Source organism: Acetivibrio sp. MSJd-27, assembly GCF_018918095.1.
Lineage (GTDB): Bacteria > Bacillota > Clostridia > UMGS1840 > HGM11507 > HGM11507.
The window spans coordinates 1-24,428 of sequence record NZ_JAHLPV010000042.1 but is presented as its reverse complement, the minus strand read 5'-3'; the positions used below and the strand labels follow the sequence as shown (position 1 = coordinate 24,428).

The 24,428-nt window shown below is 42.9% G+C and carries 21 protein-coding genes and 1 other annotated feature; of the genes, 3 read left to right on the top strand and 18 right to left on the bottom strand.

Features of this window, described 5'->3' with window-relative positions; all coding sequences use genetic code 11:
- From KQI32_RS11205 to guaA (KQI32_RS11135), 15 genes are all read right to left on the bottom strand, one after another.
- The coding region (locus tag KQI32_RS11205) for a transposase (protein WP_216424134.1) at positions 1-94 on the bottom strand (94 nt) is incomplete at its 3' end.
- 604 nt (positions 95-698) lie between these two features.
- Positions 699-2,411, bottom strand: coding sequence for a proline--tRNA ligase (locus KQI32_RS11200; RefSeq protein ID WP_216425233.1), 1,713 nt, complete (start codon positions 2,409-2,411; stop codon positions 699-701).
- A gap of 67 nt (positions 2,412-2,478) precedes the next feature.
- Positions 2,479-2,734 (bottom strand) — a binding site (T-box leader).
- Between the two features lie 66 nt (positions 2,735-2,800).
- Positions 2,801-3,847, bottom strand: coding sequence for an aldose epimerase family protein (locus KQI32_RS11195; RefSeq protein WP_216425231.1), 1,047 nt, complete (start codon positions 3,845-3,847; stop codon positions 2,801-2,803).
- A 104-nt stretch (positions 3,848-3,951) separates the two neighbouring features.
- Positions 3,952-4,740, bottom strand: a complete 789-nt coding sequence (locus KQI32_RS11190) for an amidohydrolase family protein (RefSeq protein ID WP_177690857.1) — start codon at positions 4,738-4,740, stop codon at positions 3,952-3,954.
- 161 nt (positions 4,741-4,901) lie between these two features.
- Positions 4,902-6,071 (bottom strand): SAM-dependent methyltransferase, encoded by a 1,170-nt coding sequence (locus KQI32_RS11185; protein WP_216425230.1) that lies wholly within the window; start codon positions 6,069-6,071, stop codon positions 4,902-4,904.
- Positions 6,068-7,324 carry a phosphoribosylamine--glycine ligase gene (gene purD, locus KQI32_RS11180; RefSeq protein WP_216425227.1) on the bottom strand — a complete coding sequence of 419 codons (1,257 nt, stop codon included), beginning with the start codon at positions 7,322-7,324 and terminating at the stop codon, positions 6,068-6,070. Before purD ends, KQI32_RS11185 begins: the two co-directional genes overlap by 4 nt.
- A gap of 24 nt (positions 7,325-7,348) precedes the next feature.
- Entirely contained in the window at positions 7,349-8,890 is a 1,542-nt protein-coding gene (gene purH, locus KQI32_RS11175) for a bifunctional phosphoribosylaminoimidazolecarboxamide formyltransferase/IMP cyclohydrolase (RefSeq protein ID WP_216425226.1), read from the bottom strand.
- 14 nt (positions 8,891-8,904) lie between these two features.
- Positions 8,905-9,531, bottom strand: coding sequence for a phosphoribosylglycinamide formyltransferase (gene purN / locus KQI32_RS11170; RefSeq protein WP_177690849.1), 627 nt, complete (start codon positions 9,529-9,531; stop codon positions 8,905-8,907).
- On the bottom strand, positions 9,532-10,569 hold the full coding sequence (purM, locus tag KQI32_RS11165; RefSeq protein WP_216425224.1) for a phosphoribosylformylglycinamidine cyclo-ligase: 1,038 nt from the start codon (positions 10,567-10,569) through the stop codon (positions 9,532-9,534). It lies immediately after the preceding gene.
- A 79-nt stretch (positions 10,570-10,648) separates the two neighbouring features.
- Entirely contained in the window at positions 10,649-12,121 is a 1,473-nt protein-coding gene (gene purF / locus KQI32_RS11160; protein WP_216425222.1) for an amidophosphoribosyltransferase, read from the bottom strand.
- A 1-nt stretch (position 12,122) separates the two neighbouring features.
- On the bottom strand, positions 12,123-12,839 hold the full coding sequence (purC, locus tag KQI32_RS11155; RefSeq protein WP_177690843.1) for a phosphoribosylaminoimidazolesuccinocarboxamide synthase: 717 nt from the start codon (positions 12,837-12,839) through the stop codon (positions 12,123-12,125).
- Entirely contained in the window at positions 12,836-13,333 is a 498-nt protein-coding gene (gene purE, locus KQI32_RS11150) for a 5-(carboxyamino)imidazole ribonucleotide mutase (RefSeq protein ID WP_374197081.1), read from the bottom strand. Before purE ends, purC begins: the two co-directional genes overlap by 4 nt.
- Positions 13,334-13,577: 244 nt before the next feature.
- On the bottom strand, positions 13,578-14,240 hold the full coding sequence (locus KQI32_RS11145) for an SGNH/GDSL hydrolase family protein (RefSeq protein ID WP_216425220.1): 663 nt from the start codon (positions 14,238-14,240) through the stop codon (positions 13,578-13,580).
- 39 nt (positions 14,241-14,279) lie between these two features.
- A complete protein-coding gene (guaA, locus tag KQI32_RS11140; RefSeq protein ID WP_308167055.1) occupies positions 14,280-15,233 on the bottom strand; it encodes a glutamine-hydrolyzing GMP synthase in 954 nt (317 codons plus the stop codon).
- 78 nt (positions 15,234-15,311) lie between these two features.
- A complete protein-coding gene (gene guaA / locus KQI32_RS11135; RefSeq protein ID WP_177690834.1) occupies positions 15,312-16,850 on the bottom strand; it encodes a glutamine-hydrolyzing GMP synthase in 1,539 nt (512 codons plus the stop codon).
- Positions 16,851-17,284: 434 nt separating this feature from the next.
- On the opposite strand from guaA (KQI32_RS11135), the gene KQI32_RS11130 reads away from it, so the two are divergent.
- On the top strand, positions 17,285-17,722 hold the full coding sequence (locus KQI32_RS11130; protein ID WP_177690832.1) for a cell wall hydrolase: 438 nt from the start codon (positions 17,285-17,287) through the stop codon (positions 17,720-17,722).
- Between the two features lie 15 nt (positions 17,723-17,737).
- The gene (locus KQI32_RS11125; RefSeq protein WP_216425218.1) at positions 17,738-18,181 is read left to right on the top strand and encodes a hypothetical protein; all 444 of its coding nucleotides are present in this window, start codon (positions 17,738-17,740) and stop codon (positions 18,179-18,181) included.
- A gap of 243 nt (positions 18,182-18,424) precedes the next feature.
- Here KQI32_RS11125 and KQI32_RS11120 read toward each other — a convergent pair whose 3' ends face one another.
- The 3 genes from KQI32_RS11120 to KQI32_RS11110 form a co-directional block, all read right to left on the bottom strand.
- Complete coding sequence (locus KQI32_RS11120; RefSeq protein ID WP_216425216.1) at positions 18,425-20,176, bottom strand: ATP-binding protein; 1,752 nt, start codon at positions 20,174-20,176, stop codon at positions 18,425-18,427.
- Positions 20,169-20,906, bottom strand: coding sequence for a response regulator (locus KQI32_RS11115; protein WP_177690825.1), 738 nt, complete (start codon positions 20,904-20,906; stop codon positions 20,169-20,171). The genes KQI32_RS11120 and KQI32_RS11115 overlap by 8 nt, the downstream gene beginning before the upstream one ends.
- Before the next feature lie 421 nt (positions 20,907-21,327).
- On the bottom strand, positions 21,328-22,677 hold the full coding sequence (locus KQI32_RS11110; protein WP_177690823.1) for an MATE family efflux transporter: 1,350 nt from the start codon (positions 22,675-22,677) through the stop codon (positions 21,328-21,330).
- 457 nt (positions 22,678-23,134) lie between these two features.
- Between KQI32_RS11110 and KQI32_RS11105 the strand changes: the two genes are divergently transcribed.
- Complete coding sequence (locus KQI32_RS11105; protein WP_177690821.1) at positions 23,135-24,139, top strand: PLP-dependent cysteine synthase family protein; 1,005 nt, start codon at positions 23,135-23,137, stop codon at positions 24,137-24,139.
- The last annotated feature ends 289 nt before the right edge of the window (positions 24,140-24,428 follow it).

The following is a 24,428-nucleotide window of genomic DNA, read 5'->3' as shown; positions in this document are numbered from 1 at the left end:
CATATATGACCTGCCTGCGGTACTTCGGTGCAAATACGATGTGATATTTGCAATTCCACTTCGTGTGTGCTAAACTATTTGTATCAAGTTTCACGACTTGATCCCTCCTTTTGTTTTTTGTGCGGTTGGTGAACCTACACTTATTTTAACAAAAGGAGGTTTCTTTTTCTACTCATAGCTTAAGCTTTTTGGTACCACCAGCATTGCTGGTGGTTTTCGTGATACAACAAGGAAAATTGTTCCACACTCACGAACAATTTTTTATGAAGAAAACAAATTTCTGAACGAATGAAACTTTAAATTGAGAAAGATTTTATCATTTGTCTAAAGAAACAAGAAAAAAGTGAGAGATACATATAAAATCGAAGGAGACACCCCCATGTTATAACTACCTTTCTCCCCCTGTATAAATCGGTAATTTGGATGAATCACTCCTCATTGTGCGGCACAATCTGGATCCCAAGAACTTTTATGCGTTTAATACCGAATTTGATAAATGCGAATGTAAAAGAAAAAAGCGTTCATTCAGATAAAGAGGCTAAAAATGAAAATTCTAACCTAGACAAAGGCAGATGCATAAAATAATTCGGTATGATTAATCTACCATATAAAAATAAAAGAAGATGTTTACCATCTATAAAGGTAGAAAACATCTTCTTTTCGCTGTATTCATAGATTTACATCTATAAGGTTGTATTTTAGTTCATCAGGCTTGCAACGATTTCTTTTACTCTCTTTGAAGCACACTCCAAGGATTCTTTTTCGGAGAAGCTCTTGTCTCTCGCCAAAATCTCCACACAGCCTTCCTCCAGATTGCGGGGACTGACAATCATACGGACAGGTATCCCCAACAAATCTGCATCCGAGAACATAACGCCTGCGCGGACATTCCTGTCATCATAAATCACTTCAATTCCCTGTTTTTGCAATTCTTCATATAATTTATCGGCACAAGCCTTCACTTCAGGAGTATCACTTCTTACACAGCACAGATGTACCTGCCACGGCGCAATAGACATCGGCCAGATTGGACCATTGTCATCATGTCTCACTTCACAGACAGAAGCCGCAAGCCTTCCCACGCCAATGCCATAACAGCCCATAATCGGGAACTGCTCCTCACCGTTTTGATCCAAATACTGCATCCCCATAGATTTTGTATATTTGGTACCCAGCTGAAAAATATTTCCAACCTCTATTCCTCTGGAAACCGTAATAGCGGGCTTACCGCACTGGGGACAGATTCCGCCTTCGGTAATCTTAGCAAAATCATGGTATTCCACTTTTCCGCAGTCGCGTTCAATCTGCAGACCGGTATAATGATATTCCTCTTTATTGGCGCCGCAGGAAAGGTTGTTCGTGTTTTTCAAAGAACTGTCAAACAGAACGGTAAAATCTCCTTTCAGCCCATAGGGACCGATATAGCCCGGATGTAATCCAACTTCTTCTGTGATAATCGCAGGGCGGATCTCCGTTTTTAGATAGTTCGTAAGCTTTGTCTCATTTACATCGATATCACCGCGGATAAACAATACGACAAACGCATCATTGTCATTACGCTGGTAAACAACCGCTTTACAGGATTTTTCCTGAGGGGTATTCAAAAAGCTGCAAACCTCCTCTATCGTGTGGATATCAGGTGTGTGAACCAGTGTCAAAGCTTCCTCGTTTTCATCCTTTGTATTCTGAAGAATACTTTCGGCAGCCTCCATATTCGCTCGATAGCCACATTCCGGGCAAACGGCTATGGAATCTTCTCCAATAGGCGTCAGCAGCATAAATTCATGGGAAATACTGCCTCCCATCATACCGGAGTCAGAGGCAACAGAGATAACTTCCGGAATGCCAACCCGAGCAAAAATACGTTCATATGCTTTGTGACATTTGTCATAATACTGCTCCAGGTCTTCCTGAGAGGTATGAAAGGAATAAGCATCTTTCATAGTAAACTCGCGTACTCGGATAAGACCGCCTCTGGGACGGGCTTCGTCGCGGAATTTTGTTTGAATCTGATAGATCATGAAAGGATATTTTGTATAGCTCTGAGCATACTCCCGCACCAGCTGTACCGCCGCCTCCTCATGGGTCATTCCCAGAACCATCGGAATCCCGTTTCTATCCTTGAAACGCATCAGTTCACTGCCAACGCTTTCAAACCTTCCGGATTCCTCCCAAAGAGCCGCCGGCAGAACAACAGGAAAGGAAACCTCCTGCCCGTCAATGGCATCCATCTCTTCCCGGATAATCTGCTCAATTTTACGCGTAATTCTCTTGAGCGGCATATAAGAAGAATAGATGCCATTGGCAACACCTTTCATATATCCCCCGCGCAGCATCAATGCGTGGCTGTCAATCACGCAGTTGGAGGGCCTTTCCTTAAATCGATCCCCCACCATTTTTTCCAGTTTCATAGCAACAACCTCCCAGTCTATTTCTCACGTGACACCGTTTTAATAAAAAAGCCCCAAGCTATCAAAAGCTTAGGGCGAATCTTTCATCCGCGGTACCACCTAATTTCAGATTTATTCACACTTTCAGCGAACAGAACCTGCACTTTTCGCAATCTGATGACTGCATCCCATAACGGAGGGCTTATGCCGGCAAGGCTTATTTGCTTTTATCGTTCAGCCCGCAGCTCCAAGACGGGTTCAGCATTTCTCCCTTAAAGATTTTCACCAGCCATCTTCTCTCTGAAAATTTCAAAATGCCTACTGTTTCTCTTCACAGCTTTTTCTATTTTTATCATAGCAGAAAGTATGACAGATGTCAACAGCAGATTAATCTGCTATCAGCTCTAATGTCATTTATCTCTGCAGACGCCAAATTGATAGACCGTACAGCTGTGAAATTTTTCATCTTTCCGAATGACCGTCGAAGGGAATTCAGGATGCGCCGTAGAATCCGGGAACATCTGTGTCTCTAAACAGAATCCACTATGCTTTTGATAGATCTCATGTTTTTTTCCCGAAATATTTTTGATGAAATTTCCGCTGTAGAATTGTACACCCGGCATATCCGTTTCTACTGTCATTGTCCGGCCGCTGGCAGGACAATAGACTTTCGCAGCACAGGCAAAATTCTGACCGCTGTCCAAAACAAAATTGTGGTCGTATCCGCCTGCAATCTGTATCTGAGTGTTTCGATCCTGAATCTGAGCACCGATTGCTTTTGGCTGAAGGAAATCAAAAGGCGTTTCATTGACCGGTGAAAGTATTCCGGTGGGAAGCAACTCATTATTAATTTGTGTGTAACGAGATGCATTCATCTCCAGCATATGAGAGAGTATGTCCCCTTTGCCGCCGAGATTAAAATAGCTGTGATTTGTCAAATTACAAATTGTATCTGCATCACATACCGCAGTATAATCAATAGTCAGTCTGTTATCATCATCAAAACAGTAAACAACCGTCACCTGCATCTCACCAGGAAATCCGCCGTCACCGTCCGGGCTGATCAGGCGGCAGATGATACGTTCGCCATCCACAGCCGCATCCCAAATTTTTTTGTCAAATCCGCAAAATCCGCCGTGAAGAGAATTTCTTCCTTCATTTGCCTCAAGCAAATAACGCTTCCCATTTAGCGAAAAGCGACTTCCTCCCATGCGGTTTGCATACCTGCCAATCACTGCACCAAAATAGCAGTTTTGCTTCTCGTAATCCTGCATGCTGTCACAGCCAAGTACCACATCTTCCAATTTACCATCCCGGTCCGGAACCAAAACAGATTGAATCGTTGCTCCGTAATTTAATACCGACACAGAAGCCCCCACCTCATTGGTAAGAATAAATTGATCAACTCGTTTTCCATCCTTTGTATGTCCAAAAGACTGGCGTATTATTTTTGTCATATCAAACGATTTCCTTCCTCTTTATCATACAACGGATAATTCATCTGCCTCCGCTTCAAATACATAACCGCATGAAGTTTTCTGTATTACCACGGGAGCTTTTTCTACATTTTTAAAAAACGCATCCCATTATAAAAAAGAATATCTTCCTTTTCTTTCTGTGTCAAATCCAATGTCAAAAGACGTTCATATTCCTCTTTCGCATCCCACATTGGATAGTCTGAAGCAAACAAAATCTTTTCTACGCCATGTGTTTTCATAATCTTTTCTATCTTCTGATTCGTCAGAAATGCAAAGGAGGAACAAGTATCAAACCAGACGTTTTTCCCCCTGAAAAGCTCCAAAGCTTCATCCCAAACGGAGTATCCTCCCATATGTGCTGCTACCGGTCTAAGCTTCGGAAAATCATTCATCACTTTCAAAAGCCTTCTGGGATGGGAAAAATCTTTCATTTTATCTCCCACATGAAACAGTATCGGCACAGAGTCTCCCACCATCTCATAGATGGGATACATTCTTTCGTCATCTATATTGACTTCCTGGAAATCCGGATGGATTTTCAACCCCTTGAGACCGCATTCCAAAATTCTCTGAAATTCCAGTTCTTTGTTTTCAAAATCCGGATGCATCGTCCCAAAGCCGATCAATTCTTTATGTCTGTGTACTTCCTCAATGATAAAATCGTTGATATTTTCCACCTGCTCTTTTTTCGTAGCGGTAGAATGCACCAGCATATTGTCAATGCCGTATTCGTGGTACAAAGAAATCAGATCGGCTGCGGTTCCTTTCTTTGTCATCTCCAGATGATAAAAGCTGCCAATATTTTTGACTGCCTTCGGCGCCAGCTTCTCCGGGAAAATGTGACAGTGAAAGTCAAATATTTTCTGTTGCATATGTGTTCTCCTCTTTTCCAATTATCAAACTTCTCCACATCTTTCCCGACAATGTCTGAAGGGAGAGATAGAACAGTGGAAGAATTTTTCTTTCAGCAAAACACAAGTTCGCTTCGCTCACGATTTTTGAAACCTGTAATGGCGCACAATTTCCTATGCTGTTAAAAATCCTCATAAAGACTTTTGATCTTCAGATAGTCACAGAGCAGCATTTCCAAGGTAGGATGAACATGAAACTGCTCCTTTAAACGAAGATAATTTTCTTTTGCAACCGCATTGTATCCTGAGGTTCGCACTGCCTTCAACATTATATTTTTTGGCGTATCCAGCGGAGATACATACTCCAGCACGGAAACCTTATATCCCATCATTTCCAGCAAAAGGACACGCAAAGAATCAGTCAGGACATCACAGAACCGTCGTTTAAAAATTCCATGTTTCATCATGCTCTCAAACGGATCGTAAGCAATTTGCTTTGCCAGCTCCTTATGGCAGCAAGGGACGACAACAATTGCTCCTGCCTTATGCTTAATGCCGGAATAAATGGCATAATCCGTAGCGATATCACAGCCGTGCAGGGAAATCAGCAAATCAATTTTCCTGCCATAGTCAAATTGCCTTAAATCCTCACAGAGAAATTCCATGTTATAATAGCGCAATCCCTCCGCCATCAGCTTGGATGATTTTATAACACCTTGGTTATAGTCCACACCGATGATTTTTGTACGCAGTTTTCTGAGCTCGGTAAAATAATAATTCAAGGCAAAGGAAAGATAACTCTTTCCGCAGGCACAATCCATAATAATTGCCGCTCTGTCCTTCGGCATAGAAATATCGGAAACCAATTCAACAAAACGATCAATCTGATTATATTTGCGAATCATGTCATTTTTGATCTTTCCGTTATCCGCCACAATTCCAATCGCACGCAGAAGTCCGGGAGCATCCTGTTGTCGGATAATATATTCTCTTCCACCGACCGAAGCCGTCCGGACAGCAGCTTTTTCCGCCGCTGTTTCCTTGACAGACGTTCTGACTCCCTGCTCATCTCCGTTCAGCACATAGGTATTGGCGCGTTCAATATAGTGCAGCAAAAGCTTATCATATTTGGGCAGTTCTCTTAAAAGAAATTCGCCCAATTCATTCCGGTTAATCATCCGTTTGGTCCCCAGATAATCCATGGAGAGTTCCCCTTCCTCCAACTCACAGTTTAACGGAAACTCTTTTGTCCCGGAATATAAGATACATTCTATCCGCACAAACAATTCAGGGGCGTCGAGACGGTTCAATATGCCATTCAAAAACAGCCGTACTTTCGGAATGTTTTTCATTTGATCCCGATATCCTTTCTGTAATGCGCATCGGTGAAGGTAATCTTCTCCACTGCCCGGTACGCATTTTTAATTGCATCGTCCAAATCTTTCCCGAGGGCTGTCACACCAAGCACCCGTCCGCCATTTGTCTTGAATACGCCGTCTTCCTTTTTGGTTCCGGCATGGTATACGGTGATACCGCCGGCAACCTCATTCAGTCCCTTTATTTCATAGCCTGTCTGATATTTTTTGGGATATCCTCCGGAAGCCATGACGACACATACAGCGGCATCATCGCTCCACTTGATATCCATTTCATCCAGTGTACCGTCAATACAGCTTTCAAAGATATCAACCAGATCGGTTTTTAGCCGCGGCAGGACAACCTGTGTCTCCGGATCGCCGAATCTTGCGTTGTACTCAATCACTTTTACCCCATCTTTTGTGGACATCAGACCAAAATACAGAACACCTTTATATGTAATTCCTTCGCTGCGCAGTGCATTTATCGTCGGCAAAAAGATATGATTCATACACTCTTCGGCCATTTTTTCATCGTAAATACGACTGGGAGAAAAGGTACCCATGCCTCCGGTATTAGGTCCCTTATCCTGATCGTAAGCACGCTTATGATCCTGGGCGGAAACCATCGGTCTCACTGTTTTTCCGTCGCAGAACGCCAGAACCGAAATTTCCGGCCCTGTAAGAAATTCCTCGATAACCACCCGGTTTCCGGATTGCCCGAATACCTTGTCCAGCATAATCTCTTTTAAGCCATCTTCCGCTTCCTGTTCATTCTGAGCGATGATGACCCCTTTTCCCAATGCTAATCCCTCTGCCTTGATAACGGCAGGATAGCTGTTTTGTTCTTTGATGTAACCAAAAGCATTCTCATAATCGGTAAAAACTTCATATTTGGCCGTAGGAATATTATATTTTTTCATCAATTCCTTGGCAAAAACCTTACTGCCCTCCATTTGAGCAGCTTCCTTATTTGGACCAAACGCACGGAGACCCGCTTCCGAAAAAGCGTCCACCATTCCCAGAACCAAGGGGTCATCCGGTGCCACAACCGTCAAGTCTATCTCATGCTCTTTCGCAAATTTCAGCTGTCCTTCTATGTCGGTTGCTTTGATATCCGCAAGCTCCGCCAATTCACCGATTCCGGCATTGCCGGGAGCGCAGTATATTTTATCCACTTTTGAACTTTCCGCAATTTTTTTCACAATGGCGTGTTCACGTCCGCCTCCGCCAACCACTAAAACTTTCATAGGAAATCTCCGTTTCTTTCGGTATTAATGTTTGAAATGACGCATTTTGGTGAATACCATTGCGATGCCGTATTTATTGCAGGCGTCAATGGATTCCTGATCACGGATGGAACCACCCGGCTGAATAATCGCTTTGATTCCTGCTTTGTGTGCGGCTTCCACACAGTCGGAGAATGGGAAGAATGCATCGGAAGCCATCACAGAACCTTCCGTTTTGTCAGCAGCATATTTAATTGCCAATTCCAGCGCAGTGATACGGTTTGTCTGGCCAGGACCCACACCGATAGTAGCATTGTCCTTTGCCAGAACGATCGCGTTTGATTTGGTGTGTTTAACAACCTTCCAAGCAAATTTCATCTGTTTCAGCTGTTCTTCGGTAGGTTTCACCTCAGTAACACATTCCAAATCAGCCTCATTCATCAGTTCATTATCTACATTTTGTACCAACAGCCCGCCGGACACTTTTTTGAATTCTACACCATTTTCCTCTATATCAAGGATATTTTCCAATGATAAGAGACGAATATTCTTCTTCTGGGAAAGAATTTGAAAAGCTTTTTCGCTGAAAGAAGGAGCAATGACGATCTCAATGAAAATTTTGTTAATCTCTTCTGCAGTTTTTTCGTCAATCTCACGGTTCGCCGCTACAATTCCGCCGAAAATGGAAACCGGATCTGCTTCATACGCCTTCTGATAGGCGTCAAAAATCGACTCACCGATACCTACCCCGCACGGATTGGCATGTTTAACTGCCACAACCGTAGGTTCTTTAAACTCTTTTAACAGCTGCAGAGCGCCATTGGTGTCATTGATGTTGTTGAAGGAAAGCTCTTTTCCGTGGAGCTGTTTTGCATTGACGATGCTGCCATCCGCCGGAAGCACTTCCTTATAATAAACCGCTTTCTGATGCGGATTTTCACCATACCGCAAATCCATGGCCTTCTCATAGGTCACAGTAAAGGTATCGCGGAACTGTTCCACATTTACTTTCTTTTTCAGGTAATTCGCAATCATGGTATCATAATCGCTGGTATGCTCAAATACCTTAAATGCCAGTTCCAGTTTTGTATCCCTAGATACACAGCCATCGGCTCTTAATTCCTTCACTACTCTGTCATAATCAGAGGGATCAACGATAACCGCCACATCCTGCCAATTTTTTGCCGCCGCACGAATCATAGTCGGTCCCCCGATGTCGATATTCTCGATGCACTCCTCCATGGATACATTTTCCTTACGGATCGTCGCTTTAAAGGGATACAGATTGATCGCCACCACGTCAATGGTGTTCACCTCAAGCTCCTCCAATGTTTTCATATGCTCGGGATTGCTTCTCATCGCAAGAATACCCGCATGGATTTTTGGATGCAGGGTTTTTACCCTGCCGTCCAGGCATTCCGGAAAACCGGTGATATCCGAGACGTTGATCACCGCAACCCCTGCATCGGACAGCGCTTTTGCTGTCCCGCCGGTTGAGACAATTTCAAATCCCAGTTCTTCCAAGTTTTTGGCAAAGTCGACAACACCGGCTTTGTCTGACACACTGATTAAAGCTCTTTTTTTCATCTTACTAACCTCCGCTATCTTTTAATGGAAACCTGATTTTCGTTTATCAAAATCTGATCATTGCAAAACAAATCAATCGCCTGGGGCAGGATATGCCACTCCGCTTGCTCCATAACACGCTTTTGCAGGATTTCAGAAGTATCTCCTTCCTGCACTTCCACTGCTTTTTGCAGGATAATGGCCCCGCCGTCCACAATTTCGTTGACAAAATGTACGGTTGCCCCCGTGATCTTAACGCCTTTTTCCAAAGCGGCCTTATGTACATGCAGGCCGTAAAACCCCGGCCCGCAGAAAGAGGGGATCAGGGCAGGGTGAATATTGATAATCCGATTTGGAAAGGCCCGGATAACCTGTTCTCCCAAAATGGATAGAAAACCCGCAAGGACAATCAAATCCACTCTGTCTTTTTGTAGTTCCTCCACCATCGCCCTGTCATATGCTTCCACACTGTCAAACTGTTTTCTGGAGATCACCGCAGCGGCGATTCCGTTCTCCTTTGCACGCTGGAGCGCAAAAATCCCCTGCTTGCTGGCAATCACCTTTACGATTTTCCCGTTTGTAATGCTTCCGTTTTGTATGGCGTCAATGATTGCCTGTAAATTGGTTCCTCCTCCGGATACCAGCACCGCAATCCGCTTCATTTATAAATCCACCCCGTTTTCACCGGCAACCACTTCACCGATAACCCATGCTTTTTCTCCCAGTGATTCCGCTTCCTTCACAACTGCCTCTGCATCCTGTGCGTTTACCGCCATGACAAGCCCGATCCCCATATTAAAGGTATTAAACATATCCTTTGCCGTGATACCGCCTTTCTTCTGAATCAGTTCAAAAATCGGAAGGATATCAAAGGAATGAACGTCAATCTTTGCACGGAGGCCTTCCCCGAACATTCTGGGAATATTCTCATAGAATCCTCCGCCGGTGATATGGGCAATTCCCTTCAGCGTGAATTTTTCCAGCAGATGAAGAATAAATTTCACATATATCTTTGTGGGGGTGAGCAAAGCCTCCCCGATTGTCATTCCCAGCTCTTCGCTGTATTCATTCAACCGTTTTCTGGTTCCTTCCACGTCATTGTCATTGATGTCAAAGACCTTTCTGACCAGGGAATATCCGTTGGAATGCACTCCGCTGGAAGCAATTCCGATCAGTTTATCACCCGGTTTGATGGAGGAGGTATCAATAATTTTATCCTTTTCCACCGCACCAACGCAGAAGCCTGCCAAATCATACTCATCGATCGGATAAAATCCAGGCATTTCCGCCGTTTCGCCGCCAATCAAAGCACACCCCGCCTGAATACACCCAGCACATACACCGGAGACAATCTCCGCAACCTTTTGAGGTTCATTCTTACCGACTGCCAGATAATCCAGAAAAAACAATGGTTTCGCACCGGAGCAGGCAATGTCATTGGCACACATGGCAACACAGTCCTGACCGATGGTCTTGTGATTGTCCAGCAAAAATGCCAGTTTCAGTTTTGTCCCTACGCCGTCCGTTCCGGAAACCAGAACCGGATTCTTAAAATCTTTCAGTTCAAACAATCCGCCGAAACCGCCGATATCTGTCATAACCCCGTCCGTAAAGGTCTTTTTCACATGTTTCGACATGAGTTTAACCGCCTCGTAGCCTGCATGAACATTCACGCCCGCTTCCGTATATGCTTTATTCATAACATTTCATCCTATCTGCCGCAAAGCGGCTAAATTTTTCAGAGCAAAGGACAAAGCACAGCGAATGTCTCTGTCTCTATTATTCTTCTCCCAGTACTTTAATAAATTTTCTGTCCTTGTTGCCGGATTCATTTTCTTTCCGCGCTTCCTCCACAGGAACAGGGTATTCTCCGGTAAAGCAAGCATTACAGAATCCGCATTTGGATCCCTCTGCAATCTTCATCATATTATCCACACTCAGGAAGCCGAGACTGTCCACACCGATCAACTCACCGATCTCTTCCACAGTGCGTCCGACCGCCACCAGGGAATCCCTGTTCGGAATATCTGTCCCGAAATAGCAGGGATACAGAAAAGGCGGAGAACTGACGCGCATGTGTACCTCTTTCGCTCCGGCATCCCGCAAGAGCTGGATAATCCGTTTGGATGTTGTACCGCGGACAATCGAATCGTCCACCATGACAACACGCTTTCCATTCACAATGGCGGAGAGCGCGTTCAGCTTAATCCGCACCGCATTCTCACGCATTGCCTGAGTTGGCTGGATAAAGGTTCTTCCGATATAACGATTTTTCATCAAACCGATATCGTAAGGGATACCCGATTCCTCTGCATATCCAATTGCCGCAGCAATCCCGGAATCCGGTACGGCGATTACCACATCTGCCTCCACAGGATGCTCCTGCGCAAGGAATCTGCCGGCACACTTTCGCGCATTATACACACTGGCACCCTCAATGATACTGTCGGGACGGGCAAAGTAAATATGCTCAAAAATGCAAAGGCTTGTGTCGCATTGTTTTTTTGGCGGAATAGACTTAAGCCCGTCCTTCGTGATAACCACAATTTCTCCCGGCAGAACATCACGCACGAACTCTGCTCCAATGGCGTCAAATGCAACGGTTTCAGATGCTACCACATAAGAATTGTTTAATTTGCCAATGGAAAGGGGACGAAAACCATTCGGATCCCGGACAGCAATCATTTTAGATGGGGACATAATGACCAGTGAATAAGCACCTATCAGCTTGTCCATCATTTTCTCAATCGCGTCTTCCACCGAATGGGTATTGATTCTCTCTTTTGCAATCAGACAGGCCATTACCTCGGAATCATTCGTGCCCTGAAAAACAGAACCAGTCTGCTCCAGCTCATTTCTCAGCCGGGTTGCATTTACCAGATTGCCGTTGTGAGCAATTGTCAGCGTGCCTTTAATATATTTTGTGACCAGCGGCTGAGCATTTTCACGCAGGTTACTCCCCGTGGTGGAATAACGCACATGACCGACAGCCATCTGTCCTTTCAAATGATTTAAAACAACCTCGTTGAACACCTCAGGCACCAGTCCCAAATTTTTATGGTAAATGATGGTACCGTTGTCGTTGACCGCAATGCCGCAACTCTCCTGTCCGCGATGCTGTAAAGCAAACAGGGCATAATAGGCGAGGCTGGCACAGTCCAAATCACCGTCATTGGCAAAGATGCCGAAAACGCCGCATTCTTCCTTCAGCTTGCCCTCATTCTCTGCAAATACGTATTCTCTATTCTCCATCTTATTCTCCCATTAAACGTTTTAAAATTTCCTGATAAGCATCCTCCACGTTGCCCAAGTCCCTTCTGAAACGATCCTTGTCCAACTTTTCCTTGGTAACGGAATCCCAGAAACGGCAGGTATCGGGGGATATCTCGTCCGCCAGAATAATCTTTCCTTTGAACCGGCCGAATTCCAATTTAAAGTCAATCAGTTCAATATTTAAATCCTTTAAATAAGCACTCAGCAGTTCGTTTACTTTAAACGCAGTCTTTGCTATGGTTTCCAGCTCCTCTTTCGTCGCCAGTTCCATGGCATATACATGGTAATCATTGATCATGGGATCGCCCAGCTCATCATTTTTATAGCTGTATTCCAAAACTGTCTTTTTCAGTTTTGTCCCCTCTTCCAATCCCAAACGTTTGGAAAGGCTTCCCGCTGCAATGTTCCTTACAATCACCTCAATCGGAACAATAGAAACTTTTTTTACAATGGTTTCCCGATCGGAAATCTCTTCGACCAGATGCGTTTCCACCCCATTCTTCTCCAGCATTTTAAACAGATGGTTGGAAACACGGTTATTGATTGCTCCTTTGCCCTGAATCGATCCTTTTTTCAAGCCATTGAATGCAGTGGCATCATCTTTGTAGTCAACAATCAGATAATCCTCATTGTCCGTCAAATAAACCTTCTTTGCTTTTCCCTCGTACAGTAATTCTTTTTTGTTTACATTGCTCATAACTTTTCTACCTCCGCTTTTATCGCTTCATTTTTTTTCAGTACTTCCAGTTTCATATTCTCTTTCATCACTTTTAATTTTGTTCTCAATTCCGGATTGGAAAGCGCCAAAATCTGCAGCGCCAGGATAGCGGCATTCTTCGCCCCATTAATTGCAACCGTTGCAACCGGGATGCCGCTGGGCATCTGAACCATTGCCAGAAGGGCGTCCATCCCCTCCAGACAGGCAGCCTTAATCGGAACACCAATGACCGGCAAAGTGGTAAATGCAGCGATAACCCCCGGCAAATGCGCCGCCATACCAGCCGCCGCAATAATGACGTCCACGCCGTTTGCCTCCGCATTTGACGCATATTCTTTCGCCAGATCGGGTGTCCTGTGTGCGGACATGACATTCACATCCACTGTAACTCCATACTCCTTGAGTAACTTAATGGCAGGAACCAAAGTATTGTAATCGGAATCACTGCCCATAATGACTGCTACCTTTGACATCTCTTTTACCCCCATATATTTTTTCTTCGCTATTGGAAAAAGCCGGATTGATACAATCCGACTTTATACAGCTACACTGCAGGATTTGTGTAGGATACGCCCTTGTTTTGTCCGCGCATGGACTCTTTTTGCTGTTTATTAACACATAGATATGAGGTCAAACAAAAGTACATCTCCTACCTCCTGAAATTTTATTTTCTTCCTTAACCACTTTTGTATGTTATCTCTTTATTTTCTTATGCTCTCATCTGCGGCTATAATCAAATTCACATTTATCCAGAAATGTCCTTGCCATTAAAGTCGCTCCGATTTGATTCGGGTGCACTCTGTCCCATGCAATGTTTGAGGAATGCCGAATTTTGCAGAATTTTTCATACACTTCCTGAAAATTGACAAAAATGCATTGGTGCTTTTGAGCCAGTTTCCCGCATATCAAAACATATTCATCCATTCTGGCACGCATTTTATCTTCCCGGTTCGGCTCCATATAATAAGGTGACAAAATAAAAATTCCTTTGACGGAACCCTTGACAGCGTTTATCATCGCTTCCACATTCCGTTCATATTCATCCGGCTGCACCTGCGCGTCCAGTCTGGCCGGCGCGTCAAACTGCCGCCAGACGTCATTGATACCGATACAGATGGAAACCCAGTCAGGCTTCAATTCGACAACGTCTCTGTGATATCTCTCCAGCAAATCACGGCTCGTATTGCCAGATATTCCTGCATTGGTAATCCGTATATTCCGCTCCGGATAATATACAGTAAGCATATTTTCAATGACCCGTACATAGCTTTTCCCCAGATCATCAAACGGACCTGTCGTTTCCCCTATAGGGTTTACACTTTCCATATCCGTCACCGAATCCCCGGCGAATACAATTCTGTCGTTATTTTCAAAAATCATCCCAGCGTTTCCTCCCGGTCTTCTATTTTTGAATTTTGCTTATTCCCACTCAATTGTCCCTGTTGGCTTTGGAGTAAGGTCATAGAGAACGCGGTTTACATTCTTCACCTCACTGGTGATGCGTGCTGTGATGTGCTGCAGCAGTGCAAACGGAATATCCTCCACCGTCGCAGTCATTGCGTCAACCGTATTAACGGCACGGATAATAACCGGATATGCAAATGTACGTGTGTTTTCACTCACGCCCACCGATTTGAAATCCGGCACTGCTGTGAAATACTGCCACACCTTACCTTCCAGACCATTTTTCGCGAATTCTTCGCGGAGAATCGCATCTGATTCCCGAACGGCTTCCAGTCTTTCTCTGGTGATCTCACCCAGACAGCGTACACCGAGACCCGGGCCAGGGAACGGTTGACGGTAAACCATATTGTCGGGAAGTCCCAATGCGCTTCCGACAACACGCACTTCATCCTTGTAGAGTAATTTGAGCGGCTCAACCAATTCAAGCTGCATGTCTTCCGGGAGTCCGCCTACATTGTGGTGCGCTTTCACTCCGTCACTCTCAATAATATCGGGATAAATCGTCCCTTGCGCAAGGAATTCAATCCCCTTCTGTTTGCGCGCCTCTTCCTCAAATACGCGGATAAACTCTGCACCTATAATTTTACGCTTCTGTTCGGGATCTGCAACACCTGCAAGTTTGTCCAAGAAGCGCTCAGCCGCATCAACATAGACGAGATTCGCATCCATCTGATTGCGGAAAACCTCAACGACCTGTTCCGGCTCCCCCTTACGCAGAAGACCATGGTTTACATGTACACAAACCAATTGTTTTCCGATTGCTTTAATCAAAAGAGCCGCAACAACAGACGAATCCACCCCGCCGGAAAGAGCGAGAAGCACCTTTTTATCTCCTACCTGTGCACGTATTTCATCTATCTGTTCCGCTATAAATGCATCTGCAAGAGCCTTTGTTGTAATACGTTCCATCGTTTCAGGCCGTTTGTTATTTTGCATATACCTTTCCCCCTATATATTTGTTATAAATTACATTTATTTCTTCCAATTTTACTCCCACTCTATGGTTGACGGCGGCTTTGAAGTAATGTCATACACAATACGGTTGATAGATTTCACCTCATTGACAATACGGTTGGAAACGGTCTCCAGTACATCATAAGGAATTCTCGCCCAGTCCGCCGTCATAAAATCAGTAGTGGATACCGCCCGGAGAGCAAGCGTATAATCATAGGTCCTCTCGTCTCCCATAACACCTACACTGCGCATATCGGTCAGCACCGCAAAATACTGGTGAACGGAATTCTGCAGTCCGGCATTTGCGACTTCTTCCCGAAAAATGGCATCCGCATCCCGCAAAATGTCCAGCTTTTCTTCGGTAATATCCCCTATCACGCGGATTGCAAGACCGGGTCCCGGGAATGGCTGGCGGCTGACCAGAAATTCCGGTATGCCAAGTTTCCTTCCCGCGTTTCTGACCTCGTCTTTAAACAGATCGCGCAAGGGCTCAATAATCTCTTTAAAATCCACATAATCCGGAAGGCCGCCCACATTGTGATGGCTTTTAATCACAGCGGCGTCTCCCGTACCACTTTCAATCACATCGGGATAGATGGTTCCCTGCACCAAAAAGTCCACCGCACCAATTTTCTTTGCTTCTTCCTCAAAAACACGAATAAATTCTTCTCCAATTATTTTCCGCTTTGTCTCAGGATCACAGATGCCTTTTAACTTGTCCAGAAAACGTTCTGCCGCATTTACACGAATCAGATTCATATCAAATTCCTGTGAGAAAACTTTTTCCACATCGTCCCCTTCGTTTTTACGAAGCAAACCGTGATCCACGAAAATACAGGTCAGCTGCTTGCCGACAGCTTTGTGAATCATAACTGCGGCAACAGAGGAATCCACACCTCCGGACAGAGCACACAGAACTTTTTTACTGCCGATTTTTTTTCTTAACGCTTGAATCTGCTGTTCCACGAAAGAATCCATCCGCCAATCACCGGATACTTTGCATACATGATACAAAAAATTATAAAGAATTTTTAATCCAAATTCAGAATGAAGCACTTCCGGATGATATTGCACTGCATAAATTTGCTTCTTCTCGTTTTCAAAAGACGCGCAGGGACAATCTTGTGTACTTGCAGTTATTTCAAAATCGCCAGGCATTTGCTTGATATAATCTGTATGGCTCATCCATACAACAGAGGTCTCGGGAATATCCCGGTAGAGCAGGCTGTCTTTTTTCACAACCTTCATCTCTGTCCTGCCATATTCTCTCTTTGGAGCCGCACAGACCTCCCCGCCGTTCAGATAACTGACCAGCTGGGCCCCATAGCAGATTCCCAAAACCGGAATGCCAAGCTCAAAAATTGCCTTGTCATACCTCGGAGAATCCTCCAGATATACACTGTTGGGACCTCCGGTAAAAATAATTCCCTTTGGAGCAAATGTTTTGATTTCTTCCAAAGATATTTTATAAGAACGCACTTCGCAATAAACGTGATGATCCCTCACCCGTCTGGCAATCAGCTGATTATACTGTCCGCCGAAATCCAAAACCAGTATTTTTTCGTTTTGCACACAAGTTCCTCCTAAAGAGAAGATTCTTTCTTTATTTTCAAATAGTTATCCATTATACTTCAATATTATACACTATTTCCATGGAAAAAGAAATATCAAAATCAATAAATTTCATTTACCTTTTTCCACTTAATTGGTGAAGAATCCAAATTTCCTTCTACTCCAGACAAATCTCTTGCTTTTTTTGATAAATCCTTGTATAATGAATAAAATAGATATTTTAATATTTTTCGTTATCAAAAACTCTGTCATATATTGCTTGACAGAGTTTTTTCTTATAATCTAGGAAATTACGGCGAAATGAGTTAAAATTTCTTTTGAGCAAAATAAAACAAAGAGATACTAGGAAATTTCTGAATTTTTGGAATGAAATAAAACGAAAATGAATATAATGTACAAAACCGTTTGCAAAAATAGTGGAAAGGAGATGTGCAATGGCATTTTCCGATTTAGAAATTCTGGCGCGTATCATTGAATGTGAAGCAGGCGGTGAAGGGGAAAACGGAATGAAGGCGGTTGCCTGTGTTGTTATGAACCGCGTTAATATCACATATGGGGAATACGGCCGCTTGGAAAGCACTATCCGTGCTGTTGTATATCAGCCCGGACAGTTTGACTGTGTGCGGGAAACCATCCGCGGCACCGTCAATACACAGAATATTTACAATATGCGGCCAACACAAGTACATTATGACATTGCAAACTGGGCCATTGCCGGAAACCGTCTGACAAACCTTGGATTTGCACTCTGGTATTTTAACCCCTTTGCACCAACCTGTCGGCAAAATTTCCCGTCAAATGTGGGACAGTTTGTAATACGCATCGGTGACCACTGCTTCTATAACCCAACCGAAAATTATGCAAAAACCTAATATAAGGAGGTTGAAATGGATCAATTCAAACAATTCAACAATTCTTTTCCACAACAGAAAAAAAGAGCTTCCGTTATAAACCAGGAAGAAAACAATTCATATGAAACAATGCCCGATGGTTCCACTACAACAAGAAATTTTACGACACCTCCCCAGAGTTCTTTTGACGGAGAAGAAATGAAAGGCTCCATGCAAAAAATTCTAGCGGATAACATCGGCGAATACGTCGTGATTGAATTTTTGATTGGAACAGAACGATTAATGCGCAAACAGGGATTGTTATATTCTGTCGGAACAAGTTATATCACCTTATATGATGACCAATTTAACAATTTTATTGTCTGCGATATCTTTTCTATCAAATTTGTATACTTTTATTATCCTGGAGATCGTCCCCATGGAAACTATAACGTCCTGCATAATCCACCGACTTCCATGAGCACAAAAAATAACCGTTAATTTTTCATCTGAAAATGTATTAAAAATCTGCCCTTTTGACCGGGGCAGATTTTTTCTTTTTTTCACAGGACGGAGCAGGATAGCGCTCACATGTTCTATGATATTCCCTGCACGCCGCACAGTTTCCATGTCTTTTACAGCCTTTCCGGCGGCATGTACACTTTTCCTCCATCTTATTTTCCTCCCCGCATTTTCTTCTGTAAGACGGTTATCATGACATAGCGGTTCCTTCTAAAAATATCCTCATTCCACATCTGAAAATTCCATTTTTAGTCTGGTCTTATCCAAAGAGTTATGGTTTAAAGAAGAAGCAAAACCTACAGAAGGTTTTAAACTCTTTGAAAGATTGAATACTATTTTTGTTCCCTTTCCTACCAGGCTATCCGCCCGAATTGTCCCCCCATGTATTTTAACCAATTCTTTTACAATGGATAGGCCGATCCCGCTTCCTTCGCTCTGCCTGGATAAACCATGATAACCCACTTTAAATTTATCAAAAATAAAAGGCAGGATTTCCTCCGGAATTCCTATGCCATTGTCCTCCACAGAGATATAAAAGTATTCTTCTTCCTCCCAAAGTGACACAGCGATCGTCCCCCCTAAAGGGGTATTTTTAATTGCGTTGGATAACAAATTTAAAAGAATTCGTTCTATTTTTTCTCTGTCACACACCAAATAGTGGGCTTCCTGTATTTTTGAAATAAATTGAAGCCCGATATTCCGGTTTGCCGCATAGGGACTGACAGAATCCGTTATCCCTGAAATAATTTCTATCAAATCGCAGTTTTTAAAAAAAGAATCTGGCACTCCATGATGCAGCTTTGCAGAATCCATTAAATTGACTGTTAGATTCAATAAACGGTATGCATTCTGCTCAACATAGTCAGCATAGCGCTTATACTCTTCCAAATCACATGATTTTGTCTGATGGTGCAATTTAGCCTTTACCAATTCTACAGTAGACAAAATGACATTCAAAGGTGTTTTGAATTCATGAGACACATTCATAAATATTTCAGAGCGCAATTTTTCAATCTTCACAAATTCCTGCAGCTCCCTGTTTTTCTCTTCGGATCTTATCCGCTCCTCTAATTCTTGCTTTAACTGATGATAGAGGATCGCATTCTTCAGCTGTGCAGACAGGTAGTCGCCAAGCGTTTCCAAAAACCAAATCTCATTTTCATAGGGCTCCTCCCTTTTCAGGGCAACAGATAAGCCTCCGATAACTTCTCCGCCATTTATCAGCGGCATCCCCCAAACTGATTTCACTCCCAACCGTTTAAGCCTCTCTCTGCTTTCAGGATGCGGATAATCTGAAATCTGCACATGAAGCTTCCGTCCGCGATTTAATGTCTGAAAAGCAAGATAGTGTTCGTCTTCCTGATTTAGATAAAAATGATAATTATTCTCATCTTCGGAAGAAATCATATTATAAACTCCTTTGAATGAAACAAAAAGAACAACAACTTCTATATCCATGATTTTTCGTATTGTATGTTTCACATTTCTTATAATAGATTCCATATCTCCAGTATTAGCAGTTTTCGCCAAATAACTTGTAATCACATTAAATTCAAACCACCGGCGGTCAATGCTGATTTGCTGTTCTTTCATCCATGTAACATCATGTACCATGCCAATGACATAGGTATAACCTTTTTTTTCATTTTTTCTCAACTGTCCGCGATCTTCCACCCATTTTGTTTTCTCACCCGCTACCACTCTATGAATTGAGGTATAAGTTTTCCGCATAAAGATGGATGTAAAATTCTGTTTCACCAGCAAGCAGTCCTCCGGATGAATGATAGAATGATAGAGTTCACAGGTAAGAGGCGTGTCCAGCGGCAGTCCGTAAATTGCATAAACTTCATCTGACCAGCTAAATTCACGGCTTTCCATAAGGAAAAGCCAACTTCCTACATTACCTACTTTCTGAGATAGAGAAAATGCTTCCTCCATTGACAAATCCAATTTATCCATCAGCGGGCTAGACATAGGATAACCGCCTTTTCTGTTTAATATTTTCTGCTAAAGCAGTTAAAAATTGAGCATTGCTGGGCTTCTTCTCTTCATGTGTGAGCGCCTGAATTTTTTGACTTTGACTTTCATATATACGGCTAATCGTTTTTCGAAGAGCACTTTCCACACACTCCACTGTTGTACGGTTGTTTTGCGCAATTTGAGCATAAATCTGTTTTGAGATGGGATAGCTCATCTTTCCTCTGATTAGAAGTTCCACCGCTTCAATAATATATTTAAATCCCAGGATATTTGTCGGAACTCCCAGTTCAATCACTTCCTGAGAAATCATTCCCTCTATATCATGTGCCGGTACATTGCATGCAGAAGCAGGTGCTATGATAAAAGAAATCCTGCGGCAGATGTCCTCCAGGCTCAAAGGCTTTATAAAATAGTAGCTTGCTCCCAGTTCCAAGGCTCGTGCTGTAAATCTTTCCTGCCCGACAGCCGACATGACAATAATGCAAGGCATCTTTTCCGGCGGATTTGTCTGCAGCTTTTCCAACACAGAAATCCCATCCAGTTTAGGCATGATAATATCAAGAAGAACAACATCCGGTTTTAATTCGAAAATTTTACGAAGTCCTTCTTCCCCATCCTTTGCAACCCCGCATAGTTCCAGTTCCGTTGTCAATGGAAGATAATTCTCAAAGATATCACACATTTCTGTATTATCTTCCACTACTAATACACGAATCCTATCCATCATATTCCCCCACTTTTTATTTTTCCTTCTTCTTATTCTCTATTTATTTATATACCTTTTTGTACTTCACCGCAACCTACGTAATGCGACGCTTTTCGACACTCGTGGAAAAACATTTCATAAAAACACTTTCCTCTTGAGTAACAAGAGTTATTTACCCGCTGTTTGTTGATAAGTTTGAATCTGACGGTAAGGGAACATGTATTGCAAGGTTCAATAAGAGGAATTGCCGCATTTTGCAAAGATTTAGCAGGAATAGTCCTCGCGCTAAAAAAGAGTATGCCATTCCTCACAGAAAGGCAGAAGACATTTTACTATTCATATAACAAGATGAAACGCTTATGATGCACATTCGCATTTGTTTCAGGGTTCTGTCAAGAATTTTAGATGGAAATTTGCATAATTATGTACTGCCATCAACTTATATTGTTTTAAACGTTTTCCATTTTCCATTGTGAAAACGTCCTGCAAAACAAGTCACTCGAAACACCCAGTCCATAATCATTGCAATCCATACGCCAATTGCACCCAGATGAAAATAGCTCCCCAAGATATAACTAAAAGCAATCCGAAATGTCAGCATTGAAAAAACGGAGACAATCATTGGAAACTTTACATCATTTGCTGCTCTAAGTGCGTTGGGAAGCGTAAATGACAACGGCCACAGTATCATGGCCGCCGCATTATGCACTACAATCAGAATTGTGGCAAGCTGAATCGTTTCTTCGGATAGATTGTAGATCTTTAAAATCCATGGCAATGCAATCAGAATCATTGTATTTAAGCCGATCATGAGCACATAGGTAAACCGAAGCAGCCTTTTCGTATAATAAATAGCTTGTTTTACATCTCCAGCACCAATGCACTGTCCCACTACCGTGATAACCGCCAAACTCATTGCCTGTCCTGGAATACAGCCCAATGAATCCAAATTATTCGCAACTGCGTTTGCCGCGATCTGAACGGTGCCAAAGGAAGCGATAATACTTACAACAATAACTCTTCCCAGTTGAAAAAAACTATTTTCCAATCCATTTGGTACTCCGATCCGTAAAATTCGTTTCATCATCGAAAAATCAAGTTTCCACTTCTCCTGGAAGGAAATATGTATTTCATTCTTTTGATTGCAAAGTAATTTCAGCATAACCGCCGCCGCTACAATTCTGGAAATCAAGGAGGCAATTGCAGCTCCCGCAACTCCTTTTTGAAATCCAAAAATGAAAACCGCATTTCCTGTGATATTGATCACATTCATTAGCAGAGAAATCTTCATAGAAATTTTTGAATTCCCCATGGAACGAAACAAAGCGGCACAGGAGTTGTATAGAGCTAAAAATGGATAGGACAAAGATGAAATAAACAGATACAAAAGAGCGTTTGTCATTACATCCTCATGAATATTGCCGAAAAACAGACGCAGCAAAGGCCGGCGAAATGCTATCGTCAGTCCCATAATAAGAAAAGAAATTCCAATGGTGACAATCAAAAGCTGTTTGGCTGCCTCACAGGCTTTTTGGCTATTTCTGCTTCCAATATACTGAGACGCTATGACTGCTCCGCCAGTAGCCAGTGCCGCAAAAATATTAATGAGCACTACATTAATCATATCTACTAAGGAAACTCCGGAAACCGCCGCTTCCCCTGCGGAAGAAATCATCATAGTATCCGCCATTCCTACCGTTATGGCAAGTGTTTGTTCAATAATCAATGGAAAAATCAATCTTTTCAGTTTTTCTTTCGGAAACAGATACCCTGTTGTTAATTCTGACATTCTATTTTCCTTTCTTTCGGCAAAACATTCATCATACGCATTATTTTTACATCTTTCCGAATAAAAAGCCTTCGTTCTCATTGTTTCATAAAGGCGTCCAAGCAGAGATTTTTATAGTATCATTGTCCTCGGTTGTTCGGACTTGTTCCGGATGAGAAGCTTAGACATAGCTGTATAATATGCCTTATGTATATTATACCATATAAAGTTATCTTCCACAATTGCTGGAATCGAGGAAAAAAAGACTCTTTTTTGATTTTTTCTCTGTTTTTAAACGAAAAAGTGGAAATTTTCTTTCCGATTATGATATAATATAACAACAAGCAAGATGTTCCCGCCTCTCCAAGGCGGGAGAATCACGTCTTCCATTCAGCGGGGATATCATTATTTTCCGTTGAATGTCGGAGCTAAGCTCCTTATTGAATGAATATTGATGAAACAAAGAGGGACATTGATTATGCAGACAATCGAAAAATTTGACCGAATATCTCCATTGATTGGAAATACACCACTTCTGGAAATTCATTTTCTATATAAAGGAAAAAAAAGAAGAATTTTTGCAAAAGCGGAAGCTTATAATTTAACAGGCAGCATCAAAGACCGGGTTGCCCTTTATATTTTAAAGAAAGCTTACAAGGAAGGAACGATTGCGAAAAGCGACATGATTGCCGAGGCTACCAGCGGCAATACGGGAATCGCCTTTTCTGCCTTGGGAAGTTATCTGGGCCATAAAGTCATCATTTACATGCCGGACTGGATGAGCCGTGAACGGATTAACCTGATGCAAAGCTACGGTGCGGAGGTAAGGCTGGTTTCCCGTGAAGAAGGCGGCTTTCTAGGCTCTATTCGTATGACGGAAGAACTGGCCAAGCAAGGCGGAGTGTTTTTACCTCGTCAGTTTTCCAATAACGACAATATAGAAACACATTATGTCACCACAGGACTTGAGATTGCCCGTCAACTCGGCAAACTCGGACTGAAAGCGGACGGTGTCGTTGCTGGTGTTGGAACAGGCGGCACTGTTATGGGAATCGGCAAAAGGCTGAAAGAGTATAATTCCGATTTTCGTGCCTTTCCGCTGGAGCCTTTAAATTCCCCCACATTGTCCACCGGTTATAAAGTGGGAAAACATCGTATTCAGGGAATCTCAGACGAATTTATTCCAAGCATTCTGAAACTGAATGAGCTAAGTGATGTGGTGTCTGTAGATGACGGTGACTCCATTGTCATGGCCAGAATGCTATCGGAAAAATTGGGAATCGGTGTTGGCGTTTCCTCTGGCGCAAATTTCATTGGCAGTATTATGGCACAGGACAAAATCAGTGAAGATTGCATCATGACGACTGTCTTTGCCGACGATAACAAAAAATATCTCTCAACCGACTATTCCGCTCCGCAAGAGATGAAGGAGCATTTCATCACAAAAAATCTTGAATTGACAGATATTATTGTCCACAAATAAATATCTTCCGGCACAATGAAACTTATTTACTTTAAAACCCCCGGATACCACATTGAACAAGTCCAGTAAAAACGGACAATAGACAAAAGCCCCCTATTGTAGGATAATACTACAAGTAGGGGGTTAATGATATGTCGAGAAAATATCAACACACATTAGAACTATTGCCGCAAATTAAAGAAATGCTCAACCAAGGGATGACACATAAAGAAATAGAAAAGGTATTAGGACTAACAGGAGATCGACCTGTGCATAATCTGTTAAAAAGGGAGCGCAGAAAAGAAAAACG